General features: G+C 55.2%; 13 protein-coding genes. 9 read left to right on the top strand and 4 right to left on the bottom strand.

Annotated features, from left to right (window positions below):
- Positions 1 to 12: 12 nt before the first annotated feature.
- Positions 13 to 1,356 (bottom strand): O-antigen ligase family protein, encoded by a 1,344-nt coding sequence (locus C7476_RS22720; RefSeq protein WP_114432140.1) that lies wholly within the window; start codon positions 1,354 to 1,356, stop codon positions 13 to 15.
- 86 nt (positions 1,357 to 1,442) lie between these two features.
- Between C7476_RS22720 and mutY the strand changes: the two genes are divergently transcribed.
- Positions 1,443 to 2,513 (top strand): A/G-specific adenine glycosylase, encoded by a 1,071-nt coding sequence (gene mutY, locus C7476_RS22715; protein WP_114432139.1) that lies wholly within the window; start codon positions 1,443 to 1,445, stop codon positions 2,511 to 2,513.
- A 1-nt stretch (position 2,514) separates the two neighbouring features.
- On the top strand, positions 2,515 to 3,126 hold the full coding sequence (locus tag C7476_RS22710) for an HAD family hydrolase (protein WP_114432138.1): 612 nt from the start codon (positions 2,515 to 2,517) through the stop codon (positions 3,124 to 3,126).
- Between the two features lie 21 nt (positions 3,127 to 3,147).
- Here C7476_RS22710 and C7476_RS22705 read toward each other — a convergent pair whose 3' ends face one another.
- Positions 3,148 to 4,281 carry a site-specific DNA-methyltransferase gene (locus tag C7476_RS22705; protein ID WP_114432137.1) on the bottom strand — a complete coding sequence of 378 codons (1,134 nt, stop codon included), beginning with the start codon at positions 4,279 to 4,281 and terminating at the stop codon, positions 3,148 to 3,150.
- A 192-nt stretch (positions 4,282 to 4,473) separates the two neighbouring features.
- On the opposite strand from C7476_RS22705, the gene C7476_RS22700 reads away from it, so the two are divergent.
- A complete protein-coding gene (locus tag C7476_RS22700; protein ID WP_114432136.1) occupies positions 4,474 to 5,160 on the top strand; it encodes an HAD family hydrolase in 687 nt (228 codons plus the stop codon).
- Positions 5,161 to 5,194: 34 nt separating this feature from the next.
- Here C7476_RS22700 and C7476_RS22695 read toward each other — a convergent pair whose 3' ends face one another.
- Positions 5,195 to 5,809, bottom strand: a complete 615-nt coding sequence (locus C7476_RS22695; RefSeq protein ID WP_245426488.1) for a hypothetical protein — start codon at positions 5,807 to 5,809, stop codon at positions 5,195 to 5,197.
- A gap of 290 nt (positions 5,810 to 6,099) precedes the next feature.
- Here C7476_RS22695 and thrC point away from each other — a divergent pair, with 290 nt between their 5' ends.
- Genes thrC through C7476_RS22675 form a run of 4 tightly spaced genes read left to right on the top strand, consistent with a single transcriptional unit; the run spans position 6,100 to position 12,326 of the window.
- Positions 6,100 to 7,506 (top strand): threonine synthase, encoded by a 1,407-nt coding sequence (gene thrC / locus C7476_RS22690; RefSeq protein ID WP_114432135.1) that lies wholly within the window; start codon positions 6,100 to 6,102, stop codon positions 7,504 to 7,506.
- Positions 7,507 to 8,802: a M16 family metallopeptidase gene (locus C7476_RS22685; protein WP_114432134.1), complete on the top strand. Its 1,296-nt coding sequence runs from the start codon at positions 7,507 to 7,509 to the stop codon at positions 8,800 to 8,802. It begins immediately after the preceding gene.
- Positions 8,803 to 8,824: 22 nt separating this feature from the next.
- A complete protein-coding gene (locus C7476_RS22680; RefSeq protein WP_114432133.1) occupies positions 8,825 to 9,406 on the top strand; it encodes a GNAT family N-acetyltransferase in 582 nt (193 codons plus the stop codon).
- Between the two features lie 40 nt (positions 9,407 to 9,446).
- Entirely contained in the window at positions 9,447 to 12,326 is a 2,880-nt protein-coding gene (locus tag C7476_RS22675) for an EAL domain-containing protein (protein WP_114432132.1), read from the top strand.
- 182 nt (positions 12,327 to 12,508) lie between these two features.
- Here C7476_RS22675 and C7476_RS22670 read toward each other — a convergent pair whose 3' ends face one another.
- A complete protein-coding gene (locus C7476_RS22670; RefSeq protein WP_114432193.1) occupies positions 12,509 to 13,111 on the bottom strand; it encodes a YqgE/AlgH family protein in 603 nt (200 codons plus the stop codon).
- 174 nt (positions 13,112 to 13,285) lie between these two features.
- Between C7476_RS22670 and C7476_RS22665 the strand changes: the two genes are divergently transcribed.
- Together C7476_RS22665 and C7476_RS22660 are read left to right on the top strand one after the other, a co-directional pair.
- Positions 13,286 to 14,083, top strand: coding sequence for a protein-disulfide reductase DsbD domain-containing protein (locus C7476_RS22665; RefSeq protein ID WP_181872567.1), 798 nt, complete (start codon positions 13,286 to 13,288; stop codon positions 14,081 to 14,083).
- 79 nt (positions 14,084 to 14,162) lie between these two features.
- The gene (locus C7476_RS22660; RefSeq protein WP_114432130.1) at positions 14,163 to 14,648 is read left to right on the top strand and encodes a peroxiredoxin; all 486 of its coding nucleotides are present in this window, start codon (positions 14,163 to 14,165) and stop codon (positions 14,646 to 14,648) included.
- Positions 14,649 to 15,131 lie beyond the last annotated feature (483 nt).

Here is a 15,131-nt window from a genome sequence, read left to right as displayed (position 1 = left end):
CCCAACATCATTCTAATCGATCTTCGCCATGGCGAGCTTTTGGTCGAACTCACTCAAGGTAAGCTCGTCGGCTTCGGCATGCGCGGCCAACTGCGGTATCGACAGATAGGGCGAGGTTCCGGATATCCAACAGATCATCATCGTCAGGTAAATGAAAACCGCGTCCGTCGCGTCGTGACCGAACATGATACCCAGCATGCCCGTAATCACATAACTGCTCACCAGCAATAGGGAAATAGCGATTGCAAGATCCCGGCCCGGCCCGGGCACCTTCTTGCGCGCCGCGATTATCGGAGCAGCAAGAAGCCCGAGCACCGCCAGCACACCCAATACACCGCCGTCGACAGCGGCATTCAAAAAGCCGTTGTGTACGTGCGTAAAAGACATTTTCTTGTCAGGAGGCAAATTCAAGATCTCGTTGACCCGCGACATGCGATTTTGCGGACCATAGCCGATCAATGGCGATGCCAGCAAAGCGCGCTTGGCGGCCGACCACAGCATCAGTCGCGCATTGAGCGAATTGATACTGTCTGGCTGGCGATCCAGCTGCACGATATCGCTTTCGAGCGCATGATACCGCTCCGTCACCTTCATCGCCGCAATGGCGATGATCGCAACGATTGTGACGGCTCCAACGACCTTCACGACATTGGTGATTGTCGGCAGGGTTTGTCCTCGCAAGTACCAATACAGAACGGCAAAGTTTACAGGCATGACCAGCCAGGCCGAACGCGTGCCGGAGAGAAATGCACAGACAAGACCACATGCAAAACCAGCGATTGCAATAAATCGCTCGGTCCTGCTGTCTGAATGCGCATTGAGCAGTGAAATGCTGCCAAACAACACCGTAAACAGTCCGAATACCGCAGCATTCCCGGCGCCCCCTTCGGCGCGAGGCGACAGAAAGGAAATCTGGACGATGCTGAATATGAGCGAACCGATCATGCCGATGCCAGCACCGGTGATCAAAAAGGGCACAAGACGACCGGGAAGGCTCGCTCGAAGTCGCGGCAGCACAGCCCAGATTGCGAGGAAGGGAATCATCTTGAAGATGAAGGGAATCCCCTTCGACGCATCGGGATGCACGACCACTGAAAGTATGGTCACGAAAACGTAGAAGGTCAGACACCAGCCCACGATCTTGTCGGTTCTGCTCATCTCGAACCGAAAACGTTTTGCAGCGAGTGAAACGATCGCCCATAAAAAGGCACAGACTAGGGTCACGGAAGTTCCGCTTGCCAGCAGACCGGGAAACAGCGCAAACACAAATGTGAAGAGACGATTGTTGCGATCGATTCCGATGAAATGCCCCCTTGTAGGGAGCATCAACGCTTTGGCTAATTGATCTGGAAGCATTTAAGGTTCCGAATGATTATGAAATTCATGCTTGCAACCGTTTTTATAAGAACCGTCAAGGCTTCGTGTAGCGCAGTTTGGAATTGATGCAACCAATAACCACCCGCCTGTTGCTATGGTATGATTCCCATCATCGAACTCTACCATGGCGCATTTCGCCGCGCGAGCGTCTCGCAGGCATCACTGCCGATCCCTATCGGATCTGGCTTTCCGAAATCATGCTGCAACAAACGACGGTTGAAGCCGTCAAATCCTATTTCCGCGTTTTCATAGAAAAATGGCCGACAGTGGTGGACTTGGCCGCCGCGAGCCAGGACGATGTTTTGCGTGCCTGGGCTGGTCTTGGTTATTATTCGCGCGCGCGAAACCTGAAGAAGTGTGCCGATATCATCTGTGCAGAATATGGCGGGCATTTCCCGTCCGATCTCGCCAGCTTGAAATCGCTGCCCGGTATCGGCGATTATACAGCGGCCGCGATCGCCTCGATCGCGTTCGATCTGCCCATGGCCGTTGTCGACGGGAATGTGGAGCGCGTCATCACGCGGCTCTATGCCCTCGCTACCCCCCTGCCGCTCGCCAAGCCGGAAATTCGCTCGCGCATGCAGGCGCTTACACCTGATGAAAGATCGGGGGATTTTGCGCAGGCAATGATGGATCTCGGAGCGACGATCTGTACCCCTCGGCGACCGGCTTGCGTCATTTGCCCGCTCAACGACAATTGCCAGGCGTTGAAAACCACCGATCCGGAATTCTTTCCCGTGAAAGCGCCCAAGAAAGAGAAGCCTGTTCGCGTTGGAGCTGCCTTCGTCGCTATTTCGAATGATGAGCTATATTTACGTAGCCGTGCAGAGACGGGATTGCTTGGCGGAATGGCGGAAGTTCCAACGACATCATGGACGGCACGCCTAGATGGGGAAACCGAATTGGATGCAGCCCCCTTTCCCGCAAACTGGGTCGCCACCGGCAACATTACCCATGTTTTTACGCATTTCGAATTGCGTCTTAAAATCTACAAAGCCCATGACGTAGAGAAAGACATTGTGGCTGGCGGTTGGTGGGTCAAGGTCGATAAATTGGGAGGCGAAGCCTTGCCCACCGTCATGAAAAAGGCCATTGCTGCCGCCGTTCCAGATGCGTTTGCAAGGAGAAGAAATTAGAATGACACAGGTCAAGCATATCGTTTTCGACATTGGCATGGTTCTTATTCATTATGACCCGCATGCCGCCTTCCTGGATGTCATTCCCGATGCCACTGAGCGCAAATGGTTCTTCGACAATGTCTGCACGCACGAGTGGAATGTCGAGCAGGATCGTGGACGGAAATGGCCAGAGGCTGAGGCTCTATTGATCGCCGATTTTCCCGACCGCGAGCAGCACATCCGCGCGTTCCGCCAGAACTGGCACATGATGGTTCCGCATTCGATCGATGGCAGCGTCGAGATTATGCGTAAGCTGATCGCAGACGGTCACGATGTGACCATGCTTACCAATTTCGCCTCGGACACGTTGCGCGAGGCTTGGGAACGATACCCGTTCCTGACCGAAAGCCGCGGCGTTACGATTTCCGGCGATGTCGGCCTGATCAAGCCCGACAAGGCGATCTACGATCACCATGTCGCAACCTTTGACCTTGACCCGTCGTCCACACTCTTCATCGATGACAGCGCCAAGAATGTTGCCGGTGCCAGGGCCGCAGGTTGGCAATCGGTGCAGTTCATCGATCCTGAAACGCTCAAGGCCGATCTGAAGAATCTGGGCATCAACGTCTGAGTTTCAGCCGGAAACGCTGACTTACCCGCCTGCGGAAACCAGGCCCGATCGCACCTGCTTGCGCAGTTCGTCGATTGGCTTGAGCACGCCATCGTCTTCGAAGTGCCAGAATGTCCAGCCGTTGCAGGCATCGAGCCCCTGCGCTTTCGCGCCCATGCGGTGGATCGATCCGGCGTCACCGCCTGTCGTCACAGTACCATCAGCACGTACGATAGCAGCATGGCGCTTGCGAATATCGCTCAGAACGGCACCCGGCTTCAACATGCCGGATTCAATGATACTGCCGAATGCGACACGCGGTTCCGCGCGCTTGCTGGTCATAACGGTGAGGTCGGCGCCGGCCAGTGGGTCCACCGCAGCGATGCGAGCCGTCGCAGCATCGATATATTTCTGTTCCCGTTCGATGCCGACAAAATGCCGTCCGAGCCGTTTGGCGACGGCGCCGGTGGTTCCCGATCCAAAGAACGGATCGAGAATGACATCCCCTGGCTTCGATGAAGCCATGAGAATCCGGGCCAGCAGGGCTTCAGGCTTTTGCGTTGGATGTATCTTGTCGCCATTCTCATCTTTAAGACGCTCCGCGCCGGTGCAAATCGGGAAAAGCCAATCCGAGCGCATCTGAAGATCGTCGTTGGCTGCCTTCATGGCTTCGTAATTGAACGTATAACCCTTTGATTTCTGATCGCGCGATGCCCATATCATGGTCTCGTGGGCGTTCTGGAATCGGCGGCCGCGAAAATTCGGCATCGGGTTATTCTTGCGCCAGATGATGTCGTTGAGCATCCAGAATCCGAGATCCTGCATTGTCGCTCCGACACGGAAAATATTGTGATAGGAGCCGATGACCCAGATCGTGCCGTTCGGCTTCAGCACGCGGCGGCAGGCGAGAAGCCAGGCACGCGTGAACGCGTCATACGCCTGGAAGCTTTCGAACTGGTCCCAATGATCGTTGACCGCGTCCACCTTCGACTGATCCGGGCGATGCAGATCCCCCTCGAGCTGAAGGTTGTAGGGCGGGTCGGCGAAGATGATATCGATCGAATGATCGGGCAAACGGTTGAGAGCGGCGACGCAGTCGCCTTTGAGAATGGTGTCGATCCAGGAAGTTTGCGGCGCTGCCTGGGGCAGATCATTCACGAGACGTACTACGGACATTTGATACTCGATTACTGGAGACGCTTTACACAACAGTATGGTTACCGCACACGGTAAATATCGCGTTAAACGCAAACGAAATCGGTGCTTGTCTTTGACCCGATGGCCATAAACGTGTAGTCGATGCCCGACATCCCCCAAAACGACCGGAGCCGCTGCTGTTGCGGCGCTATTTTTGAACAGGTATGACGAATGGAACCTCAGCTTATTATTTTCGACTGCGATGGCGTGCTCGTCGATTCAGAAATTCTTGCCGCCGAAGTCGAATCCCAACTGCTGACACAATCCGGCTACCCCATTGAACCGGAAGACATCGCCGAACGTTTTGCCGGGCTGACCTGGACGGATATCTTGCTTCAGGTGGAAAAGGAATCCGGTATTCCTATTTCAGCCTCGCTGATCGAAGAATCGGCGCGGCAGATGGACCATAAGCTGCGCAACGAACTCAATGTCATCGAAGGCGCCGAACAGGCCATCGGAGCATTGAAATATCCGAAATGCGTCGCATCGAATTCGATCAGTTCTTCACTGAAGATGATGCTCGAACAAAGCACGCTCTATGATCTCTTTGCCCCACACATCTTCTCAGCCCGAGAGGTGGGTACACAGAAGCCGAAGCCGGATCCAAACGTGTTTTTGTTCGCTGCGAAGCAATTCAACGTAGATCCGGCACGCTGCATCGTTATCGAAGATTCGAGCCATGGCGTTCACGCGGCGAGGACTGCCGGCATGCGGGTAATTGGTTTTACGGGCGGCGCCCATACCTATCCCGGCCATGCCGACAAGCTGACTGATGCCGGAGCCGAAACGGTGATCAGCCGCCATCGCGATCTGCCGGCAGTTATCGAAGCAATGACGGTATGGTCCGAAGCAGTCTGATTTAAATAAAGGCTGGCGCCGGGCCAGCCTTTATTCACTGTGTTTTCGGCTTTGATTTTGAAGCCGCGCTTGCAGGCCCTTCGTCGAAGCCAATAAAGACCTGAATGTTCTGTGCGGTTGGCTTTGGGAAACTTACACTGGGATCGTTGAAAACGAACTGTGTGGCAGCACTCCCATCTGAAGCCGGGATCGCCTGTTTGTGCAGCGTCGAGTACAGCACATTTGTTCCCTGAATGACGGCGACGCGGATAGGCACTGTGATTGTGCCAGGTGTGAATTTCGGACCGGGTACGACCTTGCCGGAAACGGCTACATTCATGGTCATGGTACCGTCGCTTGACTGGCACGACCGCGTCTGGTTCGAGATTGAAGCTTGATAGATCAGGTTCTCAGGCGTCTTGTCTGATTTTCCATAGTTCGTCAGGACCGAGGTGCCTTCGCGGATCGTCACGGTGGGGCAGAACGCTGTCAATTCGGACGCTGTTATGCGTTTTTGCGCTTCCGCGGTGGCAAGCGACTTCTCACTATTCGGGTCATCGCTGTTGCTGCCGCTGGTAGAGCATCCTGCAAGACCTATAGCAAAAATCATTGCACAAACCGGTGTGCAAAGTTGATAGAAGGGCAGAGATTTGGGTGCTTCTGACTTCATGAACAGAACTCTCCTTGACGAACGAACCTTAAGAGGCCAAACGAAAATTCGTCAGGAAGCGGCGAAAATGGTGGTTTTCGAGTACCGAAGCAGAACGTACGTTTTGTACGTGAGCATCGGAGCACAGAAAACCGTCATTTGCAGCCCTTCCATGACGGATTTGCGGTTGGGCTCTGACGAACGAGCGTGTTCTATACCAACGGTAAGGAAATAATGCGACCGGGCATTGCAGCCTTTTTTTGACAAGGGCAGCGACAGCACTATTGGGCAAAACACAAGAGGCGACCGAGATGAAATATGTGAGTACCCGGGGAGAAGCGCCGGTTTTGGGCTTTTCCGATGCGCTTTTGTCCGGTCTTGCCCGTGATGGCGGGCTCTATCTTCCGGAGCAATTTCCACAGTTTTCCGCAAGCGAAATCCGCTCGCTGCGCGGCAAAACCTATGCCGAAGTCGCCATTCAGGTGCTGACGCCTTTTATCGCCGGCGACATAGACCAGGCTGATTTCGAGAAGATGGTGCATGAAGCTTATGGTACGTTTCGGCACGAAGCCGTCTGCCCGTTGGTGCAGACCCGGAACAACGAGTTTGTTCTCGAGCTTTTCCATGGACCAACCCTCGCCTTCAAGGATGTGGCGATGCAGCTGCTGGCGCGACTGATGGATTACATCCTGACCAAGCGTAACGAGCGTGCCACCATCGTTGGAGCAACTTCCGGTGATACGGGCGGTGCAGCCATCGAGGCATTTGCCAATCGGGATCGCACGGATATCTTCATCCTGTTTCCGCACAACCGCGTTTCGCCAGTTCAGCAGCGGCAGATGACGACATCGGCGGCATCGAATGTCCACGCGCTGGCCGTTGAAGGGAATTTCGATGATTGCCAGTCTCTGGTCAAAGGTATGTTCAACGATTTGGCCTTCCGTGATTCCCTTTCTCTGTCGGGGGTTAATTCGATCAACTGGGCGCGGATCATGCCGCAGATCGTCTATTATTTCACTGCTGCCGTTTCACTCGGAAGCCCGGAGCGCCCGGTATCCTTCACCGTTCCCACTGGCAATTTCGGCGATATTTTTGCAGGCTATGTTGCGAAACGCATGGGCCTTCCAATTGACCAACTTATCATTGCGACCAACGATAACGATATTTTGACCCGCACGATCGAAACGGGAATTTATGAAACCCGGAGCGTGCTCCACACGACATCGCCTTCCATGGACATACAGGTTTCTTCCAATTTCGAGCGCCTGCTCTTTGAAGCACACGGTCGGGATGCCGCCGCGGTGCGCCGATTGATGGGGGGGTTAAAACAATCAGGCAGCTTCACGATTGCCAACACTGTACTTGCCGCAATCCGCGGCGAGTTCGCTGCAGGGCGCTCTAACAAGGCTGAAACGGCCGAGGCAATCGCAAATGTGCTGAAGCAGTCCGGTTATCTTCTTGATCCGCATTCGGCCATCGGACTGAAAGTTGCGCGGGAGAAGGCGGGGAGCGAAACGCCAAGCGTTGTACTTGCCACTGCTCATCCGGCGAAATTTCCTGATGCCGTCGAGGCAGCGAGCGGCATTCATCCACACCTTCCGCTCTGGCTCGGTGACCTCATGCAACGAAAAGAACAGTACACGGTACTTCCCAACGACCTTAAAAGTGTGGAAGAGTATGTGAGCCGACATTCAAGAGCGGCGGGTAAGGAGCATTGAATGGGCGTTGAAATCAGTCGCCTCTCCAACGGTTTGACGATTGCGACAGAGACAATGCCGCATGTGGAGAGTGTAGCGCTTGGCATCTGGGTCAAGGCGGGGTCGAGGAATGAGGCCAACCATCAGCACGGCATTGCTCATCTTCTTGAACACATGGCTTTCAAGGGAACTGAAAACCGTTCTGCCTGGAAAATTGCAGCCGACATTGAAGATGTTGGCGGCGAGATCAACGCGGCTACCAGTGTCGAAACAACATCGTATTATGCGCGCGTACTGCGAGACGACATGCCTCTGGCAATCGATATCCTCACCGATATCATGACTGGTTCGAAGTTCGACGCTGAGGAGCTCGAGCGCGAAAAAAATGTGGTCATGCAGGAAATTGGGGCAGCTCACGACACGCCTGACGACGTTGTCTTTGACCGCTTCACGGAAGCAGCGTTTCAAGACCAGACGATCGGCCGGACAATCCTTGGAACGCCGGAAACCGTGCAATCCTTTTCTTCCGCCGATCTTCGCCGCTACATGGACGAACAATACAGCGCCGAGCGCATGGTTGTCGTCGCCGCTGGCGGTGTGAAGCACGATGAATTCGTACGCGAAGTCGAGAAGCGTCTCGGTTCCTTCCGTGCCAAATCAACGGCACCGGAACCGGATCTGTCGCACTATGTCGGCGGTGATTTCCGCGAACAACGTGACTTGATGGACGCACAGGTCGTCATCGGCTTCGAGGGACGTGCCTATCACGTTCGCGATTTTTACGCTTCGCAATTGCTGGCAATGATCCTCGGCGGCGGGATGTCCTCCCGTCTTTTCCAGGAAGTGCGTGAGAAACGCGGGCTGTGTTATTCTGTCTATGCCTTCCACTGGGGTTTTTCCGATACCGGCATTTTTGGAATTCACGCCGCAACCGGACGCAACCACCTTAAGAAGCTCGTCCCGGTCATCATCAATGAGCTGCATGAAGCTGCCCGAAACATCAGCCAGGAAGAGCTGAATCGTGCGCGGGCGCAATATCGTGCCAGTCTGCTGATGTCACACGAAAGTGCCGCGAGCAGGGCTGGACAGATTGCACGGCAGATGCTGCTCTACGGGCACGCAGTCTCGACCGAAGAACTGGTCGAGCGTCTATCGAAAATTACGACCGAGCGCCTGACGGACCTCGCAGGCCGCCTCTTCCTCGATACGACGCCGACGATTGCCGCCGTCGGTCCGGTTGGTTCGCTGATGAAATTCGCCGATGTCCGCCAGGGGCTCACTTCTGCAACAGCAAGTCCCCGAAAAATCGCGGTCTGACGGCCAGAGAGCCTCGAAGGCCATGATCGCCCTGCCCTTCCTGAAAAGCGCCGCGCCGCCCCTGCAGGGCGAGCGGCTCTATTTGCGTCCGCCGCAACTTTCCGATTACCGTGCGTGGTCCACACTTCGCGCGCAGAGCCGCGAGTTCCTCACGCCGTGGGAACCTCTCTGGGCGGCTGACGATCTGGAACGTGGAGCCTTTCGCCACCGAATTCGTCACTATGACGAAGAGGCGGCGGCCGGAACGGCGCATCCTTTCTTTCTTTTCCGCAACAAGGATTCGCGCCTGCTTGGAGGCATTACGCTCGGCAATATCCGCCGCGGTGTAGGGCAGAATGGTATGATCGGTTACTGGATCGGCGAGCCATTTGCCGGCCAAGGCTTCATGCATGAAGCACTGGGCCTGCTTATTCCCTATGCTTTTACCAAGGTAAGGTTGCACCGGCTGGAAGCGGCCTGTATTCCAAGCAATGAAAGATCGATCCGGCTTCTCGAAAAAGCCGGATTTCAGAGGGAAGGACTGCTACGCTCCTACTTAAAGATAAATGGTATGTGGCAAGATCATCTGCTCTTCTCGATGATCGAAGGCGATGTACGGCGCTAGTGAAATAAAGGTTGTATCGGTGGTATCATTGGCGAGACGAATGCTGAAAAGCTTATCGCGGGTTTTTGCGCTCGTCATTTTGTTGATATCGATGCAGTCGGGCGCGAACGCGTTCGAGACAATCAAGATCACGAAGGAAAGCACAGCGCTCGACCTGTCAAAAGCCGTTGAAGTGTACCGGAACCAAGGCGAGACTTTCCAGATTTCCACCGCGCCGGGCACCGACGGTATCGTTCGCCGCATCGAGGTGCAGGCCAACGACAAGCGGTCTACCGGTGACTGGGCAGCCTTTTCCCTTGCCAACCCGACGGACGAGCAGATCGACCGACTGATCGTCGCGCCGCACTTCCGCCTTGTCGGATCAGGTTTCATTTGGCCCGATCTCGGCTCGACTCGCATCGCATCCATTACGCCGAGCGAGGGATTCGCGCTGGACCGGCAAGCCAGCGAGGATGCCGATATTTTCCTGATTACGCTCAATCCCGGGGCCGTGATCACGCTTGTTGCCGAACTGGCATCACCCAACCTGCCTCAGGTTTACGTTTGGGAGCCGAATGCTTACAAGGACACGGTCAATTCCTATACGCTTTACCGCGGCATTCTTCTCGGAATTGCTGGCTTGCTCGCGTTGTTCTTGACCATTCTGTTTGTCGTCAAGGGAACGTCGCTTTTTCCTGCAACAGCCGCCCTCGCATGGGCGGTACTGGCCTACATCTGTGTCGATTTCGGGTTCTGGAACAAGCTGATAGAGATAACGCCTGGCAATGAACAGATGTGGCGAGCGGGCACCGAGGTGGCGCTTGCGGCGACGCTCGTAATCTTCCTTTTCACCTATCTCAATCTCAACCGATGGCATGACAATTTCAGTTATGGCGCACTGACATGGATTCTCGGCCTCGGCATTGTCTCAGGCGTCGCGATTTTCGACCCGCCGATCGCGGCCGGTATTGCCCGCTTCTCCTTCGCCCTGACCATTATTTCCGGCATCGTGCTGATCGGCTTCTTCTCCTTCCGAAGTTATGATCGCGCGATCATGTTGATACCGACATGGATCCTCCTGCTGGTCTGGTTGATGGGCAGCTGGCTCACCGTATCGGGAATTCTGGCCAATGATATCATTCAGCCGGCCCTTGCAGGCGGCCTCGTTCTTATCGTTCTCCTCATCGGCTTCACCGTCATGCAGCACGCATTTTCCGGCGGCGCGCTGCAACAGGGCCTGTTCTCCGACGTGGAGCGGCAAGCGCTCGCCATTATAGGCTCCGGCGATATCGTCTGGGATTGGGATGTACCGCGTGATCGCGTCGTTACCACGCCTGATCTCACCAATTTCCTTGGAGCCTCGGCGAGTTCTCTGCATGGCGCCGTGCGCAATTGGTTGCCGAGCCTGCATGCGGACGACCGCGATCGCTTCCGCACGACCCTGGACGTTATTCTTGAGAACAGGCGCGGCCGCATTTCGCAAACATTCCGCCTGCGTGCCAATGACGGCCACTACTACTGGTACTCGCTGAAGGCTCGTCCTGTTATCGGTTCCGATGGTGAGATTGTCCGGTGTGTCGGCACACTTATCGATGTCACCGAGCAGAAAAAGGCAGAAGAACGCCTGCTGCATGACGCTGTGCACGATAATCTGACAGGCCTGCCGAATCGCGAACTCTTCCTGGACCGCTTGGGCTCCGTCATCACCATGGCCCAAACCGAGAGCAGAATCCGTCCTACAGTGTTCATCATCGACATTGACCGGTTCAAGCAGGTCAATGACGGACTTGGCATGTCTGCAGGTGATACATTCCTGCTGACGATTTCGCGCCGTCTGCACCGTCTTCTGCGGCCGCAGGATACGCTCAGCCGTCTGGCCGGCGATCAATTTGGCCTCATTCTCGTCTCTGAGAGCGAGCCCGCCAAAATTGCCGCATTCGCCGAAGCGGTGAAACAGGCCATCCGGGCGCCGATTGCCTTTTCCAAACGAGAGATCGTGCTGACTGCATCGCTTGGCCTGATTACCTGGACGAGCGGCAGCGCCGCCTCGCCGGAAGACCTGGTCAAGGACGCCGAGCTCGCCATGTTCCAGGCCAAGCGGTTCGGTGGTGATCGCATAGAGCCGTTCCGCCCGGCCTTCCGTGCAGTGGGGAGTGACCGGCTTCAATTGGAATCCGATCTGCGCCGCGCTCTCGAACGTCGCGAAATTCACATGGCTTACCAGCCGATCATGCGCCTGGAAGACAACAGCATTGCCGGGTTCGAAGCCCTGATGCGCTGGGATCACCCCCGCCGTGGCTCCATTCCGCCGTCGGAGTTCATTCCGATTGCCGAAAGCTCCGGCCTTATCGTGCAGCTCGGCCTTTTCGCAATGCAGAAGGCGGCGGAAGACCTCGTCAACTGGCAGCGCAATCTTGGTGCTTCGCCTCTCTTTGTTTCGGTCAATATTTCCAGCAGCCAACTGATCCGGCAAGATTTGATCGACGACGTGCGGTCGGTGCTCCTGCAAACCCAGATCGAGCCGGCGAGCCTGAAACTGGAACTCACCGAATCCCTGATGATGGAGAACCCGGAACGCTCCAACTATGTGCTTTCCAGCATCAAGGCGATGGGCGTCGGTGTATCGCTCGATGATTTCGGCACCGGGTATTCTTCGCTGTCCTATCTGACCTCTTTCCCGTTCGACATGATCAAGATCGACCGGTCGTTCCTGAAGGCGGATCAGCCGCAGAAGGTGACACTCCTTCGTTCCATGATCAGCATGGCGCATGATCTTGGATTGTCTGTTGTGACGGAAGGCATCGAGAACGAAAGCGATGCGCTGCAGCTCCGCCAGATGGGCTGCGAGTATGCGCAGAGCTTCATGTTCAGCCCGCCGCTTACACTGGACGTCGCTACAAAACTGCTGCGCGAGCAGTTCCAGCAGTCGAAAGCGTCGTAGAAATCACATCAGGTTGCCTTCGGGCTGAACTAGCTCAGATACTGCAGTTGCAAATTCGTCAGGCCGAGGCGAAAAGGTCGATTTTCGAGGATCGAAGCGGAGCGTACGTTTGGGTACGTGAGCACCGAAGCGCAGAAAATCTGCCTTTGCAGCCCGGCATCACGAAGAATGCAACTGTAGTATTAGGCGTGACCGGCGACAGTGGCCAGCCGTGACGGATCAACGCCCATATAGGCGAGAATTCGATCGTACTTGCTGTCGATATCCGTATCGAACAGGAGCTCCTGCGACGCTTTGCAAGTGAGCCAGCCGTTGTTGGCGATCTCGGTCTCGAGTTGACCCGAAGCCCAACCGGAATAACCCAGCGTCATCAAGGCTTTGCGCGGTCCGCGGCCACCGGAGATGGCACGCAATATATCCACAGTTCCCGTCAGGCAAATTTCTTCTGCGACTGGCATGGTTGAATCGGTGAGATAGTCATCGGAATGCAGGACAAAGCCTCGCCGCATTTCGACCGGTCCCCCATTGCGCACCAGAAAATCGCGCGTCCGTTCAGGCATCATGATGGCCTGTTGCTCATCGAGAACGCCCAGTTGAACAAGGATATCTGAAAATTCCATGTCCTGGACACGGTTGATGATAAGGCCCATAGCGCCCTTTTCAGAGTGCGCACAAACATAGATGACCGAACGCGCAAACCGGCTGTCGTCCATTCCCGGCATGGCGAGAAGGAACTGTCCATTCAGAAATCCGGTCTCTTTGTTGGCGTCTCTGAAAATCTCCATGAGAATAAAGGTACCAAGGATTCTGTAAATGACAACGGCTTTGGGTAACGAATTGTAAATGATACTTAAATCCGTCAGCCGCGCACACATTGCGGGATTACTTCTCACACAGAAATGATCCGCAAAATCAGTGACATCCTTGATAGTGCCCAAAAGGCCTGTAAAGCTCCAAAAATGAAAATAGAACTGCTCTTTTTTGCGGCCGTGATTGCGTTTACCGCTCCGGCGTATGCAAATTCCGAATGGACGAAGACGCCAGGCGGCAACGTCAGGCTCGTTATCGACAATCCTGTCCAGCCATCGCCCGAGATCCGCGGAGCGATAGAAATTAATCTTGATCCGGGCTGGAAAACCTATTGGCGAGAACCCGGTGATGCGGGTGTGCCACCAGAACTCGATCTCACCGAAAGCACCAACATCAAAAGCTATGCGCTTTCGTTTCCAACGCCGCATCGCTTCGACGACGGCAATACCCACTGGGCAGGATACAAGAAACCGGTCTCCTTGCCGCTCACGCTCACGCTCACCGATCCTGCCAAGCCCGCCCATCTGAAGGGCCATGCTTTTCTAGGGATTTGCGAGACGATCTGCATCCCTGTCAAAGCGGAGTTTGATTTTAGCGTCGACAGCACCAAACGGACCGACGCGTTGACGAAAACGCTTGTAGATGCGGCCTTCGAACAGCTGCCGGGCGAAGCGTCAGCGACATTCGGCGCGCGCAGCGCGATACGCAAAGATGATCATGTGAGAGTAACCGTCGACCTTCCTGCCGATGATGCAAACACCGACATTTTCGTCGCGGGCGATGGAGCCGTTACATTCGGCATGTCGAAACTGAAGGACCGGCAGGCGAATAGTGCTGTTTTTTCCGTGCGGATCATTTCCGGAAAGGACAAAAAGACGCCGCCCCTCAACTACACGCTGGTTCAAGGGGCCAAGGCTGTGTCCGGAACGGTTGACGTTCAGGAATAACGATCAAAATTCTCGACTTTTGCAAGTGCGCACCCTATCTGCGGAAGGTCTCATATCATCATCTCACAGGGAGCTATTCATGACGATCAAGGTGGGCGAGCGTTTGCCGGACGCTGTATTCAAGACGAAATCGGATGAGGGCGTCAGTGAAGTCCGCTCCGACGCGCTGTTCAAGGGCAAGAGGGTTGTTCTCTTCGCTGTCCCTGGCGCATTCACGCCGACCTGCAGCATGAACCATCTGCCAGGTTATCTTGAAAACAGAGATGCCATTCTGGCAAAGGGTATCGATGCAATTGTCGTGGTAGCCGTCAATGATCCGCATGTCATGGGCGCTTGGGCCAAGGCAACCAACGGCGAGGGCAAGATTCAGTACCTCTCGGACGGCAATGCTACTTTCACCAAGGCCGTCGGTCTCGATGTCGATCTTGGTGCTGGCAATATGGGAATACGCTCCAAGCGATATTCAATGCTGGTCGAAGACGGCGTGGTGAAGCAGCTCAATATCGAAGAGTCCCCGGGTCAGGCCGTCACCTCGAGCGCAGCTACCATTCTAGGTCAGCTATAGGGCAAACTCATATTGGGATGGGGATAAGTTTTGGCACGCTGAAACAATCCCTCACTTGGATTTTCCCCGGATTTGGCAAGGGATCAAATCCGGGAAAATTCTTTTTTTCCCGCAAGGTTGGTGACTACCTCATTTGCCGAATGGCATTGCTGCTGTGCGTGGTTCGCCCTTCGACAAGCTCAGGATGAGGCTCACCATGAGGGAGGTATGTGGGTTGCACGATACCGGGGGCGTCGCGATAGGAACGTTGCTGTTTCTATCTGGGCTCCCTGCAACCCACCCAACTCCCTCATGGTGAGCTTGTCGAACCACGCACAGCAGCATTGCCATCCGGCAAATCACCAGCCTTCAAGGCACCCGATCAACCTCCAGACCAAAATAATCGTGGCCACTTATCCACGCTCCCCGAACCTGAGCTATCCTATGCCCGTCCTTTCCATGGGGAGCTGCTTCCGGAGCCGTTCGAAAGTGGGGAAGGACGGC

The sequence above is a fragment of the Phyllobacterium bourgognense genome, from assembly GCF_003337575.1.
Lineage (GTDB): Bacteria > Pseudomonadota > Alphaproteobacteria > Rhizobiales > Rhizobiaceae > Phyllobacterium > Phyllobacterium bourgognense.
The sequence above is the reverse complement of the archived record's forward strand: the minus strand, read 5'-3'. Positions and strand labels throughout refer to the sequence as shown.

What these genes read in the sequence shown, in the direction of transcription:
- C7476_RS22720 (WP_114432140.1), bottom strand. Translation starts at nt 1,356, where the DNA reads ATGCTTCCAGATCAATTAGCCAAAGCGTTGATGCTCCCTACAAGGGGG.
- mutY (WP_114432139.1), top strand. Translation starts at nt 1,443, where the DNA reads ATGCAACCAATAACCACCCGCCTGTTGCTATGGTATGATTCCCATCAT.
- C7476_RS22710 (WP_114432138.1), top strand. Translation starts at nt 2,515, where the DNA reads ATGACACAGGTCAAGCATATCGTTTTCGACATTGGCATGGTTCTTATT.
- C7476_RS22705 (WP_114432137.1), bottom strand. Translation starts at nt 4,281, where the DNA reads ATGTCCGTAGTACGTCTCGTGAATGATCTGCCCCAGGCAGCGCCGCAA.
- C7476_RS22700 (WP_114432136.1), top strand. Translation starts at nt 4,474, where the DNA reads ATGGAACCTCAGCTTATTATTTTCGACTGCGATGGCGTGCTCGTCGAT.
- C7476_RS22695 (WP_245426488.1), bottom strand. Translation starts at nt 5,809, where the DNA reads ATGAAGTCAGAAGCACCCAAATCTCTGCCCTTCTATCAACTTTGCACA.
- thrC (WP_114432135.1), top strand. Translation starts at nt 6,100, where the DNA reads ATGAAATATGTGAGTACCCGGGGAGAAGCGCCGGTTTTGGGCTTTTCC.
- C7476_RS22685 (WP_114432134.1), top strand. Translation starts at nt 7,507, where the DNA reads ATGGGCGTTGAAATCAGTCGCCTCTCCAACGGTTTGACGATTGCGACA.
- C7476_RS22680 (WP_114432133.1), top strand. Translation starts at nt 8,825, where the DNA reads ATGATCGCCCTGCCCTTCCTGAAAAGCGCCGCGCCGCCCCTGCAGGGC.
- C7476_RS22675 (WP_114432132.1), top strand. Translation starts at nt 9,447, where the DNA reads ATGCTGAAAAGCTTATCGCGGGTTTTTGCGCTCGTCATTTTGTTGATA.
- C7476_RS22670 (WP_114432193.1), bottom strand. Translation starts at nt 13,111, where the DNA reads ATGGAGATTTTCAGAGACGCCAACAAAGAGACCGGATTTCTGAATGGA.
- C7476_RS22665 (WP_181872567.1), top strand. Translation starts at nt 13,286, where the DNA reads ATGAAAATAGAACTGCTCTTTTTTGCGGCCGTGATTGCGTTTACCGCT.
- C7476_RS22660 (WP_114432130.1), top strand. Translation starts at nt 14,163, where the DNA reads ATGACGATCAAGGTGGGCGAGCGTTTGCCGGACGCTGTATTCAAGACG.